We start from the raw sequence: 19,294 nt of genomic DNA on the forward strand, positions 1-19,294 counted from the left end.
AATTACAGTGTTTAAATGGTCTTCTTTCACAATGATTAAAAAATTAACTATCGTTGCTATCGCAGGAGTGGTGCTTGCCGCTTGTAGCAATACGATGGAAGGTCTTGGCAAAGATATGCAAACCATGGGTAATTCTATGGGTGGCAATTCTGCTAATACCAATCAATCCCAGACTAAAGGGAAAGATGTTGTTGTGACGCCGGTGAAGTAAACGCGCAGTCAATATTCAGCAAAGATCATTATGGAAAAATTTACGGTTTATAAAGGGTTGGTTGCTCCGCTTAATCGCGAGAACGTGGATACCGATGCCATCATTCCGAAGCAATTCTTAAAATCAATTAAGAAAACAGGTTTTGGTCAGAATTTATTTGACGAGTGGCGCTACTTAGATCATGGCGAGCCTGGTCAGGATTGCAGCACCCGCCCAATTAACCCAGATTTTGTTTTAAATCAGCCGCGATATAAGGGTGCAGGTATTTTGCTTGCTCGTAAGAACTTTGGTTGCGGTAGCTCCCGCGAGCATGCGCCTTGGGCTCTGGATCAGTATGGCTTTAGAGCGGTCATAGCACCTAGCTTTGCAGACATTTTTTACAACAATTGCTTCAAAAATGGCCTTCTGCCGATTGTTCTTTCGGAGATACAGGTAGACCATTTATTCAATGAAACCCTGGCTTTTAGTGGCTATCAGCTCACTATTGACCTGGAAGCGCAGCAAGTCATTACCCCTGACGGGACCGCCTATAGCTTTGATGTGGCCCCATTCAGAAAGCATTGTCTGCTGAACGGCTTAGACGATATTGGCTTAACCCTGCAACATGCAGATAAAATCAAGGCTTACGAAGCTGAGCGCATCCTTAAGATGCCTTGGCTTGCGACACAACTGCCGTAGTTTTATAGAGTTAAAGGCCTTTCATGAAAATTGCAGTCCTACCGGGCGATGGTATCGGCCCGGAAATCGTTGCTGAAGCCGTTAAGGTATTAAACGCGCTCGGCCCTAAATTTGATCTTGAGACTGCCCCAGTTGGCGGTGCCGCCTATGATGTGGCCGGTCACCCTTTACCTCCTGCAACCTTAGAGCTCGCCAAAAAAGCAGATGCTATTTTGTTTGGCGCGGTTGGCGACTGGAAATACGACACCTTAGCTCGTGAACTTCGCCCTGAGCAGGCCATCTTAGGATTGCGTAAGCATTTGGAATTGTTTGCCAATTTCAGGCCTGCAATTTGTTATGACGAATTAACAGCTGCTTCTAGTCTGAAGCCTGAAATTGTCAGCGGCTTAGACATATTGATTATTCGCGAACTTAATGGCGATATCTATTTTGGTCAGCCACGCGGTATTCGTACTTCCGAGCTTCCTTTGTTTAAAGGCGCACGTGAAGGCTATGACATGATGCATTACAGCGAGCCAGAAGTAGAGCGCATTGGCCGTGTTGCTTTTGAAGCAGCTCGCAAGCGCGGTAAAAAAGTATGCAGTGTTGATAAGGCAAACGTTCTTGAAACTTCACAGTTGTGGCGTGACGTCATGATTCGCGTGGGTAAAGATTACCCAGATGTTGAGTTGTCACATATGTATGTTGATAACGCTGCAATGCAATTGGTCAAGGCTCCTAAAGCATTTGATGTCGTGGTTACGGGTAATTTGTTTGGCGACATTCTTTCTGATGAAGCTTCAATGTTAACCGGTTCTATCGGTATGTTGCCATCCGCCTCTTTGGATAAAAACAATAAAGGCTTGTACGAGCCAAGTCATGGCTCTGCGCCAGATATCGCTGGCAAGGGTATCGCTAATCCATTGGCAACGATTCTTTCTGCCGCCATGATGTTGCGTTACTCATTGGGTATGCCGTCTGAGGCTGATCGAATCGAAGCTGCAGTTCAAAAAGTCTTATCGCAAGGCTTGCGCACTGCTGACATTTATACCGAAGGCACTAAAAAAGTTTCCACCATTGAAATGGGCGATGCTGTAGTTGCCGCTCTTTCAAAATAACGCAACACCTTACATAAATACACTCAATAGATCATTCATCATGGCAAATACAAATACTCCATTAGTAGGCTTAGTTGGCTGGCGCGGTATGGTTGGTAGCGTTCTCATGGAGAGAATGCTGGCTGAGAAGGATTTTGATCTTATTGAGCCTGTATTTTTTAGTACCAGCCAAGCTGGCGGTGAAGTGCCACTCTTGAACGGTCAGAAAGTGACTAAGAGTGAAAATACTTTGCTGGATGCGAACGACATCAAGGCGCTCTCACGTTGCGACATTATTCTGACTTGCCAGGGTGGTGACTACACCAATGAGATTTTCCCTAAGCTTCGCGCTGCTGGTTGGCAAGGTCATTGGATCGATGCGGCTAGCGCCTTGCGCATGAAGGAAGATGCTGTTTTGGTTTTAGATCCTGTAAATCGCCCGGTGATTGATAAAGCCCTCGCTGCTGGTGGAAAGAACTGGATTGGTAGCAACTGTACAGTTAGCTTAATGATGATGGCGATGGGTGGCTTGGTTAAGGCTGACATGGTTGAGTGGATTAGCGCCATGACATATCAGGCGGCTTCTGGAGCTGGCGCACAAAATATGCGCGAACTACTTTTGCAAATGGGTGCATTGCGTGACAGCGTAGCTACAGAGTTAGCCGATCCATCCTCTTGGATTTTGGATATCGACCGCAAGATTACTGAGACTTTGCGTTCACCTGATTTTCCAAAGAAAAATTTCCGCAATACGCCTCTAGCAGGTAGCTTGATTCCTTGGATTGATGTTCCTGTTGAGAATGGTCAGACTAAGGAAGAGTGGAAGGGCGGCGCTGAATTTAATAAGATCTTGGGCCGTCCTCCATTTAGAACTCCTGGAAGCATTCCAATTGATGGCTTGTGTGTTCGAGTTGGCGCGATGCGTTGCCACTCACAAGGTCTCACAGTCAAACTTAAAAAAGATATTCCGCTAAAAGAAATCGAAGCTATTTTGGCGAACGATAATCAGTGGGTTAAGGTCATTCCAAATGATCGCGAAACAACTGAGCGTGAATTATCTCCAGCTGCAATTAGTGGTACTTTGACAGTACCCATTGGCCGTCTCCATAAGATGGCTATGGGTCCTGAATACCTTGGTGCTTTTACTGTTGGCGATCAACTCTTGTGGGGTGCTGCAGAGCCATTGCGCCGTATGCTCCGCATCTTGCTTGAGCACTAATGTTCAGATTTAGCCAAATTCAGTTTGCAAAAGCGCTTTGCTTAGTTTGGCTAAGTTGGTCATGTGCTGCAGGAGCCATTTCTCTTGGCTCCCCAAAACTTCTTTCTAGGCCTGGTGAACCACTCAAAGTGGAGTTTCCGATTCGGGTTGGTGTGGATGAGCAATCTGCGCTCTCCAGCTTGAATGTTGGGATTGCGAATAAGGCAGCCTACGAGCGTTTGGGGATATCTCAAAAGATCCTCACCCTGAATCCTCAGGCGATGATTTATCGCAATCAACAAGAGCGGTTGATGGTCTTGTTGGAGACAGTTGAGTCTGTGCCAATGACGGATGATCCATTCTTGGATGTCTTGGTTACGCTGAATTGGTCGGCGGGAAGCCTCACCAAAACCTTTACATTACTCTTGGGTGATGCGCAGAAAATTCTGGTCAGGCCTGGCCAAACACTTTCTGAAATCGCAGCCCAGTTAGCCCCTCAGTTGCAGGGCGCTTCGCTTGATCAAACTATGATGGCTTTGTTTAAAGCGAATCCTGATGCATTTGCTAGCGGTAGCATTAATCGCCTAGAGGCGGGCGCTGAACTCAATCAACCTAGTCAAGCTTTATTGCGCTCGATTAGTCCAGCAGAGGCTCAGCAGTTTGTAGCTGAGTCTAATGCCCAGTGGTTAGCAGAACGCGATGCAAAGGTTGGGGCGCAAGGTTCAGGTACACCAAAGAATGCTGCGGATATCCCAGTCAAAGATCGTCTCAAAATTGGATCAAGTGCTGAAGGCAGCTCTGAAGAGCGCCGCTATACAGAAGATTTAGTTGCCCAAGAAAAAGCGCTTGAGCAGACAAAAGTACGCGTCGCTGAACTTGAAAAGAATATTGCTGATTTACAGCGCTTACTTGACCAAGCTAAGGGCAAATCAACAGACTCCGCAAAAACTGATGGTTCATTTGGTTTGGGTGGGTTTGCACCAGCAATCTTTGCTTTGATATTAATGGGTCTTACAGGTCTTCTGCTGTGGTTGTTAGCCAAGAATGCCCGTCGTTCAGAGGTACGTAATTTTTCAGCTGAAATACCCAAAGTTGCCTCAACTGCCAAGGAGCATCATCCTGCTCATGGTGCAATGCCGGATCGTGCAAAAGCACTATTTGCTGGAATCGATCTGGATTTAACGCCTGTTAAGAAATCTACCAAGCCTCCAGTTGCTGAGGTCAACCCGCTGGCTGATGCTCTTCGTGTGAAGCTAAATCTAGCGCGGGCTTACATCACCATAGAGGATTTTTCAGCTGCAAAGAAGTCTCTTCAAGAGATTGTCCATATTGGTAGCTCAATTGATCCTGCAATTACGATCGAGGCTCAGGGTTTATTGGCTGAGCTATCGCACAGAAATTCTTAAGCAGTACTATGCGCATCGCTCTTGGCCTTCAATATGATGGCAGCCCCTATTCAGGATGGCAGTCTCAAGTAAACCAGAGCACGATTCAAGATGAATTGGAAAAAGCGATTTCATCTTTTGTAGGTATCGATGCCGTTAATTCGAATCCTATTCGCGTTATCACAGCCGGCAGGACAGATACGGGCGTTCACGCCTTAGGCCAGGTTGTTCACTTCGATGTTGAGGTTGAACGAGAAAACTGGTCGTGGGTTAGAGGTGTAAATACTTTCTTACCTGAATCGATAGTGGTTAATTGGGCTCAAGCTGTCCCTGAAGAATTTAGTGCTCGGTATTCTGCTCATGAGCGAACTTATATCTACGCATTACATGCCGGACAATGCCGCTCACCAATGGCAGCTGATCGCGCGGGTTATGTCATGCTTCCACCAGATCGCTGGTTTGATATTGATGCAATGAGGGGAGCTGCCAAATGTTTGATTGGTGAGCATGATTTCACCTCATTCCGATCTTCAGAGTGCCAAAGTAAGACTCCAGTAAAAACGATGTATTCGATCGAGATTTTCTCGAATGAGCCTTGGTTGTATTTCAAGATCAAAGGAAATGCTTTTTTGCATCATATGGTGCGCAATCTAGTTGGAAGTTTTATCCAAATTGGTCTTGGTAAGCAAAAAGCTGAGTGGATGGCTGAGGTACTAGCAGCAAAAGACCGTAGCATTGCGGCGCCTACGTTTTCGCCAGCTGGACTCTATTTGGCTCAAATTGCCTATCCGGATGAGTTTCAGATCCCAAAGCCTTGGCTTGCAAATTCTTGGCTACCTAAGGCGGTATTCGCCTAGGCAGGTCTTTATTTGCTCTAGGCCTTATCATTTCCCATATGGGCTTACTTACTAACTCTCCTGGCCGTACTAGGGTCAAAATCTGCGGTCTTAAGACGCCTGCAGATGTGGATGCTGCCGTTGCTGCTGGCGTAGATGCTGTTGGCTTTGTCTTTTATCCACCGAGTCCAAGGGCAGTAACCCCCAATATTGCAGCCGCTTTGATTTCCAGGCTTCCAGCCGGGGTAGATGCCGTAGGCCTAGTTGTTAACGCCTCTGATGCTGAATTTGAGGCCATTAGGGCGGCCGCATCCATCACCTTATGGCAATTTCATGGGGATGAGTCTCCAGAGGAGTGTGAGCGCCTAGCCGCGGGGCAGCCATGGATGAAGGCCGCACGAGTTGGGGCCGGCTTCGCGTTTGATGATTTTTCCCTACAATATGGCTATGCAAACGCCTTTTTGCTAGATGCTCTTGTTGAGGGCTACGGCGGAGGGGGCGTTCCTTTTGATTGGTCAGGAATTCCACAAGCATGGATAAGCGCAAACGCGCCTCGGGTCGTTTTGAGTGGTGGATTGAACGTTCACAACGTGGGCGAAGCTATTGCTCGTCTGCATCCTTGCGCGGTTGACGTCTCTAGTGGCGTTGAAGTCAGCAAGGGTGTAAAAGATCACGCCTTAATGAAGCAGTTTATTGAGGCAGTGCGAGCCGCAGACGCAAGCACATCAACCTAATAATTTGCTGTAACTAATCAAAAGAGGTATTTATGTACGATAAGCCAGATGCACGAGGGCACTTCGGTCCTTACGGTGGCGTATTTGTTTCTGAGACACTCATGTTCGCTTTGGATGAACTCAAAGCGGCTTACGCAAAATACCAACACGACCCAGAGTTCTTGGAAGAGTTTCATTACGAGCTCAAGCATTTCGTAGGTCGTCCATCACCGGTTTATCACGCCAAGCGTTGGAGTGAGATGTTGGGTGGTGCGCAAATCTATCTCAAGCGCGAAGATTTAAATCACACAGGCGCACACAAAATTAATAACGTCATTGGTCAAGCGATGCTGGCTAAGCGCATGGGTAAGCCGCGCATTATTGCTGAAACAGGAGCAGGGCAGCATGGCGTAGCTACTGCAACTATTTGTGCACGCTTTGGTTTGGATTGCACTGTGTATCAAGGATCTGTTGACGTCGCGCGTCAAGCCCAAAACGTATTTCGCATGAAATTGCTTGGTGCAAAAGTAGTGCCTGTTGAATCGGGAACCAAGACTCTCAAAGATGCGCTCAATGAAGCAATGCGAGATTGGGTTACCAACGTGGAAGATACCTTCTACATCATTGGTACTGTGGCGGGTCCTCACCCATATCCGATGATGGTCAGAGATTTTCAGAGTGTGATCGGTGAAGAGTGCAAAGTACAAATGCCTGAAATGACAGGGCGTCAGCCTGACTATGTCATGGCATGTGTTGGTGGCGGCTCTAATGCGATGGGCATTTTCTATCCCTATATCGATTTCCCAGAAGTTAAGTTGGTTGGTGTTGAAGCGGCAGGCCATGGCCTAAATAGCGGTCTTCACTCTGCAGCACTTTGTGTTGGTAAGCCGGGTGTATTGCACGGTAACCGCACCTACTTATTGCAAGATGAGAATGGTCAGATTTCTGAAACGCATTCTGTTTCTGCTGGTATGGATTATCCCGGCGTTGGTCCTGAGCATGCTTGGTTAAAAGATTCGGGTCGTGCTGACTATGTAGCAGTGACGGATGAAGAAGCGCTTAAGGCATTCCATGATTGCTGTCGTATCGAAGGCATCATTCCTGCTTTAGAGTCTTCACATGCAATTGCCTATGCTTGCAAATTAGCGCCAACACTTTCTAAAGATAAAACCATCTTGGTAAACCTATCTGGCCGTGGCGATAAAGATATGCATACCGTCGCACAAGCTACTGGCTCCGAAGGTTAATTCGAAGTCACTTACGAACTCACATAAAAATAATAATTACGAATTGCCATGTCAAAAATCACTGCACTCTTTAATGAACTAAAAGCTTCTGGCAAAAAGGGACTCATTCCTTTTATTACTGCTGGTGACCCCGATCCAAAACTCACTGTTGAGTTAATGCATGCATTGGTTCGCGGTGGTGCAAATGTCATTGAGCTCGGCGTTCCTTTTTCTGACCCGATGGCGGATGGTCCTGTTATTCAGCGATCGTCTGAGAGGGCGCTGACACAAGGCGTTACTTTGCATGGCTGCTTAGATATGGTGAAAGAATTTCGTAAAACTGATGCGGATACGCCAGTTGTATTGATGGGCTATGCCAACCCTGTGGAGCAAATGGGGGCAGAGCGTTTTGCAACTGAGGCAAAAGCAGCTGGGGTTGATGGTGTTCTTGTGGTGGATTACCCACCGGAGGAGTGTGAGGACTTTGCTGCTCGCATGAAGATTGCTGGTGTTGACCCAATTTTTCTATTGGCACCGACTTCATCACCAGAACGCATAAAGGATGCTGCCAAAATAGCTTCTGGTTATATCTATTACGTTTCTATGCGCGGTGTAACTGGTGCATCACACCTCAATACCCAGGATGTGGCCAGCATCATTCCTAAGATCCGTGAAGCCACCCCAATCCCTATTGCGGTCGGTTTTGGCATTAATGACGCTGAAAGTGCCCGTGCGGTATCAAAAACAGCAGATGCGGTGGTAATTGGTAGTCGAATTATTCGACTTTTGGAGGATTCTGCCCCCGGCCAGGCGGTACAATCACTTGAAACCTTCATACGTGAAATTCGCGTCGCTTTAGATAGTTAATGCACTGGATAGTTAAAAACTGATGAGCTGGATCGATAAATTACTACCCCCACAAATCCAACATACGGATCCTGCTAGCCGCAAATCTGTTCCTGAGGGACTTTGGGTTAAGTGCCCCAGCTGTGAAACTGTTCTTTACAGTACTGATATCGAAGCTAATTTATCGGTTTGCCCAAAATGCAGTCACCATATGCGCATCGGCGCACGTTTGCGTTTGGACAGCCTGTTGGATGAAAAAGGTCGCTACGAGATTGGCGCTGACATTTACCCAACCGACCCTCTGAAATTTAAAGATTCCAAGAAATACCCAGACCGTATTAAAGAAGCGAATGATGCCTCTGGTGAGTCTGAAGCCTTAATCGTCCTTGGTGGCAAGATCGAAAGTATTCCTGTTGTGGCTGCCTGTTTTGAGTTCCAGTATATGGGTGGCTCAATGGGTTCAGTAGTGGGCGAGCGTTTTGCCCGTGGCGTCCAAGAGGCTATTGCCAAGAAGTGCGCTTTTATTTGTATCACTGCAACTGGTGGTGCTCGTATGCAAGAAAGCTTGCTCTCCTTATTCCAGATGGCTAAGACCAACTCGATGTTGACCTTGTTGTCTAAAAAAGGTTTGCCCTATATCAGCGTCTTAACCGATCCAACGATGGGTGGAATTTCTGCCAGCTTTGCCTTTATGGGTGATGTGGTGATGGCTGAGCCAAAAGCTTTGATTGGTTTCGCTGGACCACGTGTGATTGAGCAAACTGTTCGTGAAAAGTTGCCAGAAGGTTTTCAGCGTTCTGAGTTTTTGATGCAGAAAGGCGGCATTGACATGATCGTTGATCGTCGCCAGATGCGCGGAGAAATTGCCCGACTATTGGCTTTACTCCAGCAGCTTCCTGAGCCTGCGATTGCGGGTAGCGCAGCTGTATAAAGCGCTTGAGCTCCGCACACCAATCCCCCATTCTTTTTTCTAGCCTAGCGGCTTGGCTTAGTCACCTCGAGACTGCGCACCCTGTCGGTATCGATATGGGTCTTGACCGTATTAATCGTGTCAAGGCAGCTTTAGGGCTTCATTTCGAATGTCCTGTGATTACAGTGGCTGGCACCAATGGTAAGGGCTCGACTTGCGCCTATCTTGAAAGTATTTTGTTGGCATCCGGCTATAAGGTGGGTTGCCATATGTCCCCACATTTACTCAACTTTAATGAGCGCGCTCGAGTAAATGGTGAAGAGGTCAAAGATGATCTCTTGTTAGAACATTTTGCCGCTGTTGAAAAGGCTCGTGTCAGCCTAGTGGATGCTCCAACCCTAACGTATTTTGAATTCACCACTTTGGCAATCATGCATTTATTTTCCAAGGTGAATTTAGATGCTGTTGTGCTTGAGGTTGGTATGGGCGGACGATTAGATGCCGTCAATATTGTTGACGCAGATTGCGCGATAGTTACCAGTATTGATATCGATCATGCTGATTTTCTGGGTGGAACTCGCGAAGCTATCGGACGAGAAAAGGCGGGAATTTTTCGTGCTGGCGCTATTGCGGTTTGCGGCGATCCCGTGCCACCACAATCACTTATTGATTACGCTGAAGAACTTGGCTGTGATTTATGGCTGCAAGGCCGTGACTATAACTTTCAGGGTGATAAGCAGCAGTGGGGTTGGGCAGGGCGTCAAAAGCGCTTTAGTGGCCTTGGCTATCCCGCTTTGCGTGGCGCCAACCAAATCCTCAATGCCTCTGCCGTAATTGCAACCCTAATGGCATTGCATCAGCGACTACCAGTTAGCGCCCAAGATATTCGTAATGGATTTGCATTGGTAGAGTTGCCTGGCCGCTTCCAGGTACTTCCTGGTCAACCTACTGTCGTTCTGGATGTTGCGCATAACCCCCATGCCGCAGCTACTTTAGGGCAGGGCCTCGAAAAAATGGGTTATCACCCCTATACCTATGCCATTTTTGGGGCAATGGCGGACAAGGATATAGCTGGAGTTATTAAGCCATTATTGGATAGCGTTGATTTTTGGTTTTGCACCGATTTACCGACTCCGCGGGCTGCTACTGCGACAGCCTTGTCTGAGAGGCTGGTAGAGCTGGGGGTAGCCGTTAAAAATGGCGAAGATGGCGGTATTGAATGCTTCCCAGATCCTGCTGCAGCGTATCAAAAAGCCCTTTCTAAGGCAGGTGAGGGTGATAGAATTGTCATCTTCGGATCCTTCTATACCGTTGCCGGCGTAATGGCATATCGAAACAACCAGGCGCATTGATCCATGATTCGTTTACCGAAGCTTTTTAAGCGAAACCCTGAGACTGAAGACCTTGACCTAGGTTCAGTGAGGGGTCGTCGTACCGTCAATAAATTAGCTCCCCGCAGTTTTCAGCGCGCTCAAGAGAGCGAGGAGCTTGCGCTTACTGAAGATCCTGAGCAGCAACGTGCTCGTCATCGTTTGATTGGTGCAGCTGTATTGGTTTTAATCGCGGTAGTGGGCTTACCCCGCATCTTGGATAACAAGCCAAAGTCTGTAAATAACGATATTGCTGTGAACATCGTTACCAGCCTTCCAGCGCCTAACGCGGCATTGCCTGCGAGCGATGAAAAGGCTAAACCTGCAGCAGTAGTTGAAACGCCTGCAAAAGAAAAAGAAGTTGCGCAAACAAAAGATGTTGTAGCCGCGCCAACACCAACACCAACTTCCGAAGTCAAACCCGATGCTAAACCAGCGCCTGCTGCATCTAAAGCTAGCTCTATTGGATTGGCTGCTGGTGAAGAGGTGGTTGCTGCACCAAATACGACTACTAAAGCAAAAACTGAAGAGCTTCCAAAAAAAGCAGGTACTGGTAAGTACGTTATTCAGATTGGCGCCTTTGCTTCCGAAGACCGCGCCAAGGGTTGGATTGCGAAGATGAAAGATCAAAAGATTCCGAACTACGTGCTCAATAAAACCGGCGCAGATGGTGCGAAGCTCTATGTATTAAGAGCTGGTCCCTTTACTGATAAAGATGCAGCCGAAGCTGCTGAGAAAAAAGTCAAAGCCATGGGCCTTTCTCCAAGGCTGGTTGAGGTTGGAGCACCTTAATGGAATATTTATCCACCTTGAAGTTAACTACGGTGGATTACTTCACCCTAGTAGTGCTATTGGTTTCTGCCTTGGTGGGTATTTCTCGAGGTCTGTTTAAAGAAGTTCTGGCTCTTGCCTCTTGGTTTGTTGCTGCCTGGGTTGCATATCACTACACCAACTATCTCTCTGTTGAATGGCTGTCCACCTTTCATATGGATGAGCTGCTGAGCTTAGGTGTCAGCTTCCTAATTCTATTTATTTTGACTCTGATTGTTTGCGGCCTAATTGGTAACGTGATTCAAAAGATCATTCTATCTGCTGGGCTCAGCATGACAGATCGTTTCTTGGGTCTTATTTTTGGTCTAGCGCGTGGCGGTCTGGTGGTGGTTGTGATGGCCACATTAGCAGCTTTGACTCCAATTCCTCAAAGCATGGCTTGGCAAAAAGCGATTACTCGTCCAGCCATAGACATGGCAACTGGTTTAATTAAAAATTGGCTACCAGCCGATTGGGCTAAACAATTAGGTGATGCAATACCTAAAATTACACCCACCGTTACACCTTCATTAACAATAGGGATCTAGGCTTATGTGCGGCGTCGTTGGAACAGTTTCCCACTCCCCAGTTAATCAACTGATATATGACGCTTTGTTGCTCTTGCAACATCGCGGTCAAGATGCTGCCGGCATGGCAACGATGAATGGCAACTCATTCACGATGCATAAGGCCAATGGTTTAGTGCGAGATGTATTCAGAACTCGCAATATGCGTAGCTTGTTAGGTAATGCCGGTATTGGCCAGGTGCGTTACCCAACTGCTGGATCAGCTAGTAGCGAAGAAGAGGCGCAACCGTTTTACGTTAGTGCTCCATACGGAATTATCTTGGCACATAACGGCAATCTCACCAATGCAGCAAGTCTTCGCGTCGAGATGGCCTACCGCGACCGCCGCCATATTAATACCAGCTCAGATACAGAAGTTCTATTGAATGTACTGGCCGACGAACTTCAAAAAGAAACTAATAGCGCGGCCCTTGATGAAAGCGCTATGTTTAATGCCGTTACACAAGTAACTCAGCGCGTTAAAGGTTCTTATGCTGTTGTGTCTTTGATAGCAGGTTATGGCTTATTAGCATTCCGCGATCCGTTTGGTATTCGTCCTTTATGTATTGGACGTATTGATACACCTAAGGGCCCAGAGTGGATGATTGCCTCTGAGTCAGTTGCTCTTGATGGCCTTGGCTTTACCTTTGTGCGAGACGTCAATCCTGGTGAAGCAATTTATATTGATTTAGATGGTAATTTTTACTCACGTCAATGTGTAGCCGACGCTGTTCTGACGCCTTGCATTTTCGAGTACGTATACATGGCTCGTCCTGATTCGACGATTGATGGTGTTACCGTTTACAACGTACGCATGCGTATGGGTGATTATCTTGCCGAGAAAATTCGTAAAGAAACGATTCCGGGTGAGATTGATGTTGTGATGCCGATTCCGGACTCTAGTCGTCCGGCAGCAATGCAGGTTGCAAAACGTCTAGGCGTTGACTACCGCGAAGGCTTCTTCAAGAATCGCTATATCGGTAGAACCTTCATCATGCCGGGTCAGGCTGTACGCAAAAAGTCAGTACGTCAAAAACTGAATGCCATGCGTATTGAGTTCAAAGACAAGACAGTATTGATTGTGGATGACTCTATCGTTCGTGGCACAACTTCATTTGAGATTGTGCAGATGGCGCGCGAGTCTGGCGCTAAGAAAGTGATTTTTGCTTCTGCAGCACCTCCAGTACGCTTCCCGAATGTCTATGGTATTGATATGCCAACTCGTAGCGAGTTGGTAGCCTATGGTCGCACTGATGAAGAGATTAATAAGATGATCGGTGCCGATCAGTTGATCTACCAAAGCGTTGAAGATATGAAGCAGGCCGTGAAGGACATTAATCCTAATATTCAGCATTTTGAAGCCTCGTGTTTCGATGGTCATTACATCACTGGTGATATCAATGACTCTTACTTGGATGCTTTAGAGGCAGCTCGTAATACCTCCGAGGCTAAGGCTGATCGTCAACGTGACTCCAGCGACTTTGCACGCTCCCAACTGCATTTGCATTTGGCTACAGAAGACTAAAAACAACGATCGAGTTCCTCAGGCATGCGTGTCTGAGGCAATTCTGTAATTCGGTGTCAAAATAGCGGTATGAAGAGTAAAACTACCCGCAAAAAACCTGATTTCTCAAAACTTGCGCTTGAAACCTTAGCGGTTCGCGCTGGAACTCGTCGCACAGCTGAATATCAAGAGCATTCAGAGGCGATGTTCCTGACTTCTAGCTTTTGCTTCGATAGCGCTGAATTGGCTGCCGATGGTTTTGCCCATGCAGATCAAGGCTTTATTTATTCTCGTTTCACCAATCCCACAGTCAGCATGTTTCAGGATCGTCTCGCTGCCTTAGAGGGCGGTGAAGCCTGTATCGCAACTTCCTCAGGAATGGCTGCGATTTTGACAATGGCAATGTCTCATCTGCAGGCGGGTGACCATGTAGTCTGCTCTCGCTCTGTATTTGGTGCCACCATCCAATTGTTTAGCAATATTTTGGGACGCTTTGGCATCACCACTACTTATGTAGATCTGGCTGATACCAAGGCTTGGCAGAATGCCGTCCAAGAAAATACCAAGTTGTTTTATTTGGAAACGCCTTCCAATCCATTAACTGAAATTGCAGACATCAAAGCTATTTCTAAGATTGCAAAAAAAGCAAATGCTTTGTTTGCGGTCGATAACTGCTTTTGCACACCAGCCTTACAAAGACCGCTAGCCTTAGGTGCTGATGTGGTCATTCATTCGGCAACCAAATATTTGGATGGCCAGGGTAGAGTGGTTGGCGGTGCTATTGTGGGTAGCAATGATTTCATCATGGGCAAAGTATTTCCCTATGTAAGAACTGCTGGTCCAACACTTTCAGCGTTCAATGCTTGGGTATTCTTAAAAGGTTTAGAGACTCTCGAGTTGCGCATGAAGCAGCAGAGTCAGAATGCCTTGGAAATTGCTCAATGGTTAGAAAGGCAGCCAGGAGTAGAGCGTGTCTATCATCCTGGTCTAAAGTCACATCCCCAGCATGCTCTGGCTAAGCGCCAACAAAAAGCGGGCGGCGCTATCTTGTCTTTCACTCTTAAGGGTGGCAAGAAGGCTGCATTCAAGCTTATCAATCAAACCAAACTTTGCTCTATCACTGCAAATCTGGGTGACACTCGTACCACGATTACGCATCCTGCAACAACAACCCATTGCCGTGTAAGTCCAGAAGCTCGTAAAGCCGCCGGCATTACCGATGGCCTTGTTCGTATTGCGGTTGGACTTGAAAATGTGATTGATTTGAAGAATGACCTCGTTGGTGGTATCAAGAAGTAGTTGCATAAACGCAAATTGAAGGTCGGAGCCTAAATGAGTTTTACTGATGCTACCCAGTTCTGGAATGAGCGTTTTGATACAGGTGAATTTATTTTTGGCAAAGAGCCAAATGAGTATCTCGTTCAGAAGTCCGCTCAATATCTAAAGCCCAAAAATTCTGTTCTCTGCATTGCTGATGGTGAAGGGCGTAATGGCGTTTGGCTTGCAAAGCAGGGAATGCATGTCACCGGCTTTGATGTTTCTGATATCGCTCTTGCTAAGGCTAAGCAATTTGCTAATGAGAATCAAGTTAGCATCCAATATAGCCTCTGCGATACCGATGGTTTTGATTGGCAGGTAAATGCCTATGATGCGGTTGTTGTCATCTTCATCCAGTTTGCTGATCCCGAAATGCGTGCCAGGATTTTTAAGCAAGTACATCAGGCTTTGAAACCTGGCGGCCTATTTATTCTGCAAGGCTATACACCGAAGCAATTGGAATATAAAACGGGTGGTCCATCTTTAATTGAGCACCTGTATACAGAAGAAATGATTCGAGAGCTGAGTCAGGGTTTCGATATTCTTGATCTACAGTGTTATGAAAAAGAGTTATCTGAAGGAGCTAGACATACTGGCATGTCAGCACTACTCGGTATGGTTGCTAAAAAGAGCTCATGAAGACGATCGAAATTAAGAGTGCTTGGCAAGGTAATAGCGACTGCAATTCCTGCTCAATACGTAGCTCCGTACTTTTTGCTGAGCTCAATGAAGAAGACTTTTCTAAGATACATGAGCCGATTGATGATCTGAGGTTTGAGGCCAACTCCGGAATTTATACGCAAGGTGATGCGGCTGATTATCTGTTCACCCTGAGGGATGGTTATATCAAATTACTTCACATTAATTCCGATGGCTCCGGAAGAATTGTCCGTCTCGTAGTTCCTGGAGACTTATTTGGCATGGAAGCATTGCTAGGCGATGTTTACACCCATTCAGCTGCCGCACTTTCAAATATTCATCTATGCCGCATTCCCAAGAGGATTATTTCATCCTTAGGTGAAGAGTCACCGCGTTTACATCGCCAGATTGTTAAGAAATGGGGTGAAGCTCTTGCCCAATCGGAATCTTGGTTTTCTGAAATCAATACCGGTCGTATTGAAGTGCGTTTAGCGCGTTTCTTTTTAAGGGTTGCTAAGGTTTCTGGCGACATGGCAGTTGCACCCCTTTTTAAGCGTGAAGATATGGGTCTCATGATGGATGTGAAATTTGAGACTATTAGCAGAGCTCTAGCCTCTATGGCTGACCAGGGAGTCATTTCAAATGTCTCTCGCTTGAGCATTCAAATACCAAGTATTGAGAAGTTAAAAGCGTTCTCACAAGCTAGCGCCTAAACCACTAAGCGTTAAAAAAGCTGCCGAAGCAGCTTTTTTATTTAATACGGAAGCTAATTTGGCATTAAGCCTTTTTAGCATAAGCAGAGCACCAGCCTTTGCCAGCAACTTTCTTAGTGCCAAACAAAGAGCAGCCGCCAGTTGCATCGCCAACTTTGCCTTGGAACAAAGCGCAGTTATCGCATTCTTGTCCAGCCGCGTATTTTGCATACTTTGCTTTATCAACAGATGTGGCAACAGCTTTGTAACCCAAAGCAGCAGCTTGCGGATCAGTTTCAGAAACCATTGCTTGAGCTTGAACTTTTCCGTTCAAAGCCAAGGTGCAAGCACCAGCAGCGGACAAAATCATAAATTGGCGACGACTATTTTTCATGTGGATTCCAGTATTTAGGTCAATAAAAGCGTTAATAACAAGCTTTAGAGATATTAAAGGGGATAACACCAACAACAATAGGGGTTTCTCAGGATTAAGTTTAGCAAGACTTGGCCTCAAACTGTGAAATTATGCGTTGATGCGTATATAGGCATTTAAATAGCCATTTCATTGGCAGATAAATAATAAAAGGGGTTCTATGAAAAAGTTTTTATCAATTGGTCTACTGCTTGCATCCAGCATTGTTTCTGCGCAGTCATCCGCACCTGCCAATCCCGAATTGCTACAAATTTTCGACAAATCCACTAAATTTGTTGTAAATACACCTAAGGGTCCCGTGGAAATTACCCGCGTAATGACCCCATGCGCTAAGAATAAGGGCTGGTTGCAGCCGCTAGTCCCAATTAAGGGGGTTGTTCCTGTAGATGAGATCGATGTTTTAAATGCGCTTAATGACAAAGACTCTATTGTTGTGGATATGCGTGTTATTGACGATCGCGTTAAAGGAACTATTCCTGGCTCAGTTGGCATACCTTATACCGAAGTTGCCATGCGCATGGACGAGTTGGGTTGCAAAAAGCCAATCGCCGGATCCACTAAATGGGATTGCTCTAAGGCTAAAAAGGTATATGCCTTCTGTAATGGTCCGGTATGCCCGCAAAGCCCAATGGCGATGGCTGCCATGACGCGCGACGGCTTCCCAGCTACAAAGATCTACTACTACCGTGGAGGCATGCTCGATTGGGATGCTCTAGGTTTGACTACCGTTAAGGGTGAGTTCTAAGTTTTCCTATTGAACTTAGTTTCGCATGGGGCTTTTATAGCCCCATTTTTTTAGCTCAGATTCATTGCAATTGACACTTGACTCTTTCTTTCCTCAGTAATAATATATAATTAAATATATTATTAATACCTTAATTGAGGTTCTGAGCAATGAATCAACAGCAACTTAAGCAACCAGCACCATATTGGAATCCGCTAATTGCGGGAATCCTACTTGGCATCGTGCTGCTATCAACATTTCTATTTACTGGTCATGGATTGGGGGCAACCGGCTTTACAACCAGGCTGACGGCATGGTTTGGAATGTATTTAATGCCCACCGCAACAAATGCCAATGAGTATCTGGGCGGAATGGTTGAGGAGGGTAGGCCGCTCGATGCTTGGATTACGTGGCAGGTCATAGGGGTTGCGCTTGGAGCGCTAATTTCTGCTTTTTTTGCTGGAAGAATAGCCATTAAGCTGGATGGAAAGAAATTCCTCGGTGGTGCTAATAGGCCATTTACAGCGCTATTTGGCGGAATCTTGGCGGGCTTTGGTGCGCGTATTGCTGCTGGTTGTACAAGTGGCTTAGGACTATCAGGAGCAGCCGTACTTAGCCTCGCTGGATTTACCTTTCTGGGTACATTCTTTGCTGTTGGCCTCTTGGCTAGCCGCTTCATGAAAGAGGAGAAATAAGATGGGAACAATTCTTTCTGGGCTATTGCTTGGTGGAGCTTTTGGCTTTGTGCTTGAGCGCGCTGGCTTTGGTAACCCCAATAAATTAACAGGTCAGTTTCGTCTAACAGATTGGTCTGTATTTAAAGTCATGTTTACTGCAATCGTATTTTCGGCAGTTGGACTGTTGATATTGGAAAAAGTTGGCGTTGTAGATAGTGGCAGCCTCTTTGTGCCGCCATCATTTTTAGGTGCTGCCGCCTTAGGTGGTGCATTTGTTGGGGCGGGTTTTGCTATTGGTGGCTATTGCCCCGGAACTTCAGTGGTTGGCCTCATGTCGGGTCGGATGGATGCTGGAATCTTTTTAATCGGGTTGCTGCTTGGAACAATCGTATTCGCTGGTATATACCCAAGTATTGAGTCCCTCACTACTCTTGGTGAAATTCCTAGTGCCGATTCATTGCCAGAGCTCTTAAGTGTTTCTAGCCTATCTATTGATGTCGTAATGGTGATTGCGGCGGTTGGTGTATTTGCATTGGGATCCTGGATGGAAAAGAAATCACGTGGTCCAGTTAGCTCGCAAGAAATTTAATACTTTAAAAGGAAAAAATAATGTCTAAAAAATCAACTGTAGTTGCATTAGCTTTAGCATTGGCAGGACTGGCATCAGCTCCGATGGCAAATGCAGCGGATGCTCCAGCAACACCAGCTGGCGCCGAGCAAAAAAATCCTTGCGGTCCAAAGAAGGATGCATCCAACCCATGTGGCCCAGCTAAGAAGAAGGCTGCTAATCCCTGTGGACCAGCAAACCCCTGTGGACCGAAAAAGCGTAAATCAGCTGACTAATTCATAAACGTGTTGATCCAATCCACTCTCTGTCTGGCTGCTCAAGAAATTGCAAGCATCCAAACACGATACGCAAAAAAGGGCTTAACCCTTAGCGAGGTAGCGCTTTGTGGCGCCAAGGAGTTTATTGAGTGGAATCATTACCCAGCAAATGACTTGGTGGACGAAGTCAGTGGTTATGAGTTTTACTACCACGCACACTCAGCGGATGAGATGGTGGATGGTGAGCATGGCCATTTCCACTTATTTAAGAGATGTGGATATGATTTTCATCACCTCATTGGGATTGCGTTAAATCAACAAGGTTTGCCAGTTCGGCTATTCACCACAAATCAATGGGTCACCGGTGAAAAGTTTGTTTCTGCACAATCAGTTATTGCTCAGCTACGTGATTTTGATATGGCGATAAAGGGCAGAATGGGTCCAATTGCACGGTGGATCAGCGCATTAACAAAACTATATTTTATCGACATGGAAAAGCTGATCCTGAGCCGAGACCAAAAAATTAGCGAGCTCAAGATCGAGCTTGGAGATTTGGAGAGTGCATTGGATTCGAAGAGTCATCATGTTTTAACGCAAAGCAAGATTGATTTATTGGATCAACTTTCGCAGCATTTATTACCTGAAAATTAACCTAGGA

At 46.3% G+C, this 19,294-nt stretch carries 23 protein-coding genes; 22 read left to right on the plus strand and 1 reads right to left on the minus strand.

Going from position 1 to position 19,294, the window contains the following annotated elements; translation table 11 throughout:
* The first annotated feature begins 7 nt into the window (after positions 1-7).
* The 17 genes from ICN30_RS05845 (at position 8) to ICN30_RS05925 (ending at position 15,998) form a co-directional block, all read left to right on the plus strand.
* Positions 8-211 carry a hypothetical protein gene (locus ICN30_RS05845; RefSeq protein WP_370626605.1) on the plus strand — a complete coding sequence of 68 codons (204 nt, stop codon included), beginning with the start codon at positions 8-10 and terminating at the stop codon, positions 209-211.
* 30 nt (positions 212-241) lie between these two features.
* On the plus strand, positions 242-889 hold the full coding sequence (leuD, locus tag ICN30_RS05850; RefSeq protein WP_216273971.1) for a 3-isopropylmalate dehydratase small subunit: 648 nt from the start codon (positions 242-244) through the stop codon (positions 887-889).
* A gap of 23 nt (positions 890-912) precedes the next feature.
* Positions 913-1,986 (plus strand): 3-isopropylmalate dehydrogenase, encoded by a 1,074-nt coding sequence (leuB, locus tag ICN30_RS05855; protein ID WP_216273973.1) that lies wholly within the window; start codon positions 913-915, stop codon positions 1,984-1,986.
* Between the two features lie 40 nt (positions 1,987-2,026).
* Positions 2,027-3,184, plus strand: coding sequence for an aspartate-semialdehyde dehydrogenase (asd, locus tag ICN30_RS05860; RefSeq protein WP_216273975.1), 1,158 nt, complete (start codon positions 2,027-2,029; stop codon positions 3,182-3,184).
* A complete protein-coding gene (locus ICN30_RS05865) occupies positions 3,184-4,569 on the plus strand; it encodes a FimV/HubP family polar landmark protein (RefSeq protein ID WP_216273978.1) in 1,386 nt (461 codons plus the stop codon). Before asd ends, ICN30_RS05865 begins: the two co-directional genes overlap by 1 nt.
* 8 nt (positions 4,570-4,577) lie before the next feature.
* Positions 4,578-5,405, plus strand: a complete 828-nt coding sequence (gene truA, locus ICN30_RS05870; RefSeq protein WP_216273980.1) for a tRNA pseudouridine(38-40) synthase TruA — start codon at positions 4,578-4,580, stop codon at positions 5,403-5,405.
* 38 nt (positions 5,406-5,443) lie between these two features.
* Positions 5,444-6,118, plus strand: coding sequence for a phosphoribosylanthranilate isomerase (locus ICN30_RS05875; RefSeq protein WP_216273982.1), 675 nt, complete (start codon positions 5,444-5,446; stop codon positions 6,116-6,118).
* 32 nt (positions 6,119-6,150) lie between these two features.
* Positions 6,151-7,344 carry a tryptophan synthase subunit beta gene (trpB, locus tag ICN30_RS05880; protein ID WP_216273984.1) on the plus strand — a complete coding sequence of 398 codons (1,194 nt, stop codon included), beginning with the start codon at positions 6,151-6,153 and terminating at the stop codon, positions 7,342-7,344.
* Positions 7,345-7,392: 48 nt separating this feature from the next.
* Positions 7,393-8,190: a tryptophan synthase subunit alpha gene (gene trpA / locus ICN30_RS05885; protein ID WP_216181259.1), complete on the plus strand. Its 798-nt coding sequence runs from the start codon at positions 7,393-7,395 to the stop codon at positions 8,188-8,190.
* Between the two features lie 22 nt (positions 8,191-8,212).
* Positions 8,213-9,100 carry an acetyl-CoA carboxylase, carboxyltransferase subunit beta gene (accD, locus tag ICN30_RS05890; protein WP_216273986.1) on the plus strand — a complete coding sequence of 296 codons (888 nt, stop codon included), beginning with the start codon at positions 8,213-8,215 and terminating at the stop codon, positions 9,098-9,100.
* Between the two features lie 5 nt (positions 9,101-9,105).
* Positions 9,106-10,431 (plus strand): bifunctional tetrahydrofolate synthase/dihydrofolate synthase, encoded by a 1,326-nt coding sequence (gene folC, locus ICN30_RS05895; RefSeq protein WP_216273988.1) that lies wholly within the window; start codon positions 9,106-9,108, stop codon positions 10,429-10,431.
* A gap of 3 nt (positions 10,432-10,434) precedes the next feature.
* Positions 10,435-11,241 carry an SPOR domain-containing protein gene (locus tag ICN30_RS05900; protein ID WP_216273990.1) on the plus strand — a complete coding sequence of 269 codons (807 nt, stop codon included), beginning with the start codon at positions 10,435-10,437 and terminating at the stop codon, positions 11,239-11,241.
* Complete coding sequence (locus tag ICN30_RS05905; RefSeq protein ID WP_216273992.1) at positions 11,241-11,807, plus strand: CvpA family protein; 567 nt, start codon at positions 11,241-11,243, stop codon at positions 11,805-11,807. The genes ICN30_RS05900 and ICN30_RS05905 overlap by 1 nt, the downstream gene beginning before the upstream one ends.
* Before the next feature lie 4 nt (positions 11,808-11,811).
* Positions 11,812-13,350 (plus strand): amidophosphoribosyltransferase, encoded by a 1,539-nt coding sequence (gene purF / locus ICN30_RS05910; protein WP_216273995.1) that lies wholly within the window; start codon positions 11,812-11,814, stop codon positions 13,348-13,350.
* 69 nt (positions 13,351-13,419) lie between these two features.
* Entirely contained in the window at positions 13,420-14,628 is a 1,209-nt protein-coding gene (locus ICN30_RS05915; RefSeq protein ID WP_216273997.1) for an O-succinylhomoserine sulfhydrylase, read from the plus strand.
* Between the two features lie 33 nt (positions 14,629-14,661).
* Complete coding sequence (locus ICN30_RS05920) at positions 14,662-15,285, plus strand: class I SAM-dependent methyltransferase (protein ID WP_216273999.1); 624 nt, start codon at positions 14,662-14,664, stop codon at positions 15,283-15,285.
* Positions 15,282-15,998: a Crp/Fnr family transcriptional regulator gene (locus ICN30_RS05925; protein ID WP_216274001.1), complete on the plus strand. Its 717-nt coding sequence runs from the start codon at positions 15,282-15,284 to the stop codon at positions 15,996-15,998. Before ICN30_RS05920 ends, ICN30_RS05925 begins: the two co-directional genes overlap by 4 nt.
* A gap of 64 nt (positions 15,999-16,062) precedes the next feature.
* Here the strand turns inward: ICN30_RS05925 and ICN30_RS05930 are convergent, their stop codons facing one another.
* Positions 16,063-16,371, minus strand: coding sequence for a high-potential iron-sulfur protein (locus ICN30_RS05930; RefSeq protein ID WP_216133322.1), 309 nt, complete (start codon positions 16,369-16,371; stop codon positions 16,063-16,065).
* A 199-nt stretch (positions 16,372-16,570) separates the two neighbouring features.
* Here ICN30_RS05930 and ICN30_RS05935 point away from each other — a divergent pair, with 199 nt between their 5' ends.
* The 5 genes from ICN30_RS05935 (at position 16,571) to ICN30_RS05955 (ending at position 19,287) form a co-directional block, all read left to right on the plus strand.
* A complete protein-coding gene (locus ICN30_RS05935; protein WP_216274003.1) occupies positions 16,571-17,155 on the plus strand; it encodes a rhodanese-like domain-containing protein in 585 nt (194 codons plus the stop codon).
* Positions 17,156-17,304: 149 nt separating this feature from the next.
* The gene (locus ICN30_RS05940; protein WP_216274005.1) at positions 17,305-17,829 is read left to right on the plus strand and encodes a YeeE/YedE thiosulfate transporter family protein; all 525 of its coding nucleotides are present in this window, start codon (positions 17,305-17,307) and stop codon (positions 17,827-17,829) included.
* A 1-nt stretch (position 17,830) separates the two neighbouring features.
* Complete coding sequence (locus ICN30_RS05945; RefSeq protein ID WP_216274008.1) at positions 17,831-18,400, plus strand: YeeE/YedE thiosulfate transporter family protein; 570 nt, start codon at positions 17,831-17,833, stop codon at positions 18,398-18,400.
* Between the two features lie 20 nt (positions 18,401-18,420).
* Positions 18,421-18,654 (plus strand): hypothetical protein, encoded by a 234-nt coding sequence (locus tag ICN30_RS05950; RefSeq protein WP_216229028.1) that lies wholly within the window; start codon positions 18,421-18,423, stop codon positions 18,652-18,654.
* Positions 18,655-18,663: 9 nt separating this feature from the next.
* The gene (locus ICN30_RS05955; RefSeq protein ID WP_216274010.1) at positions 18,664-19,287 is read left to right on the plus strand and encodes a hypothetical protein; all 624 of its coding nucleotides are present in this window, start codon (positions 18,664-18,666) and stop codon (positions 19,285-19,287) included.
* Positions 19,288-19,294: the final 7 nt, after the last annotated feature.

Origin of the sequence: Polynucleobacter sp. 31A-FELB (assembly GCF_018882405.1) — a bacterium.
In the GTDB taxonomy this organism is placed as follows: domain Bacteria; phylum Pseudomonadota; class Gammaproteobacteria; order Burkholderiales; family Burkholderiaceae; genus Polynucleobacter.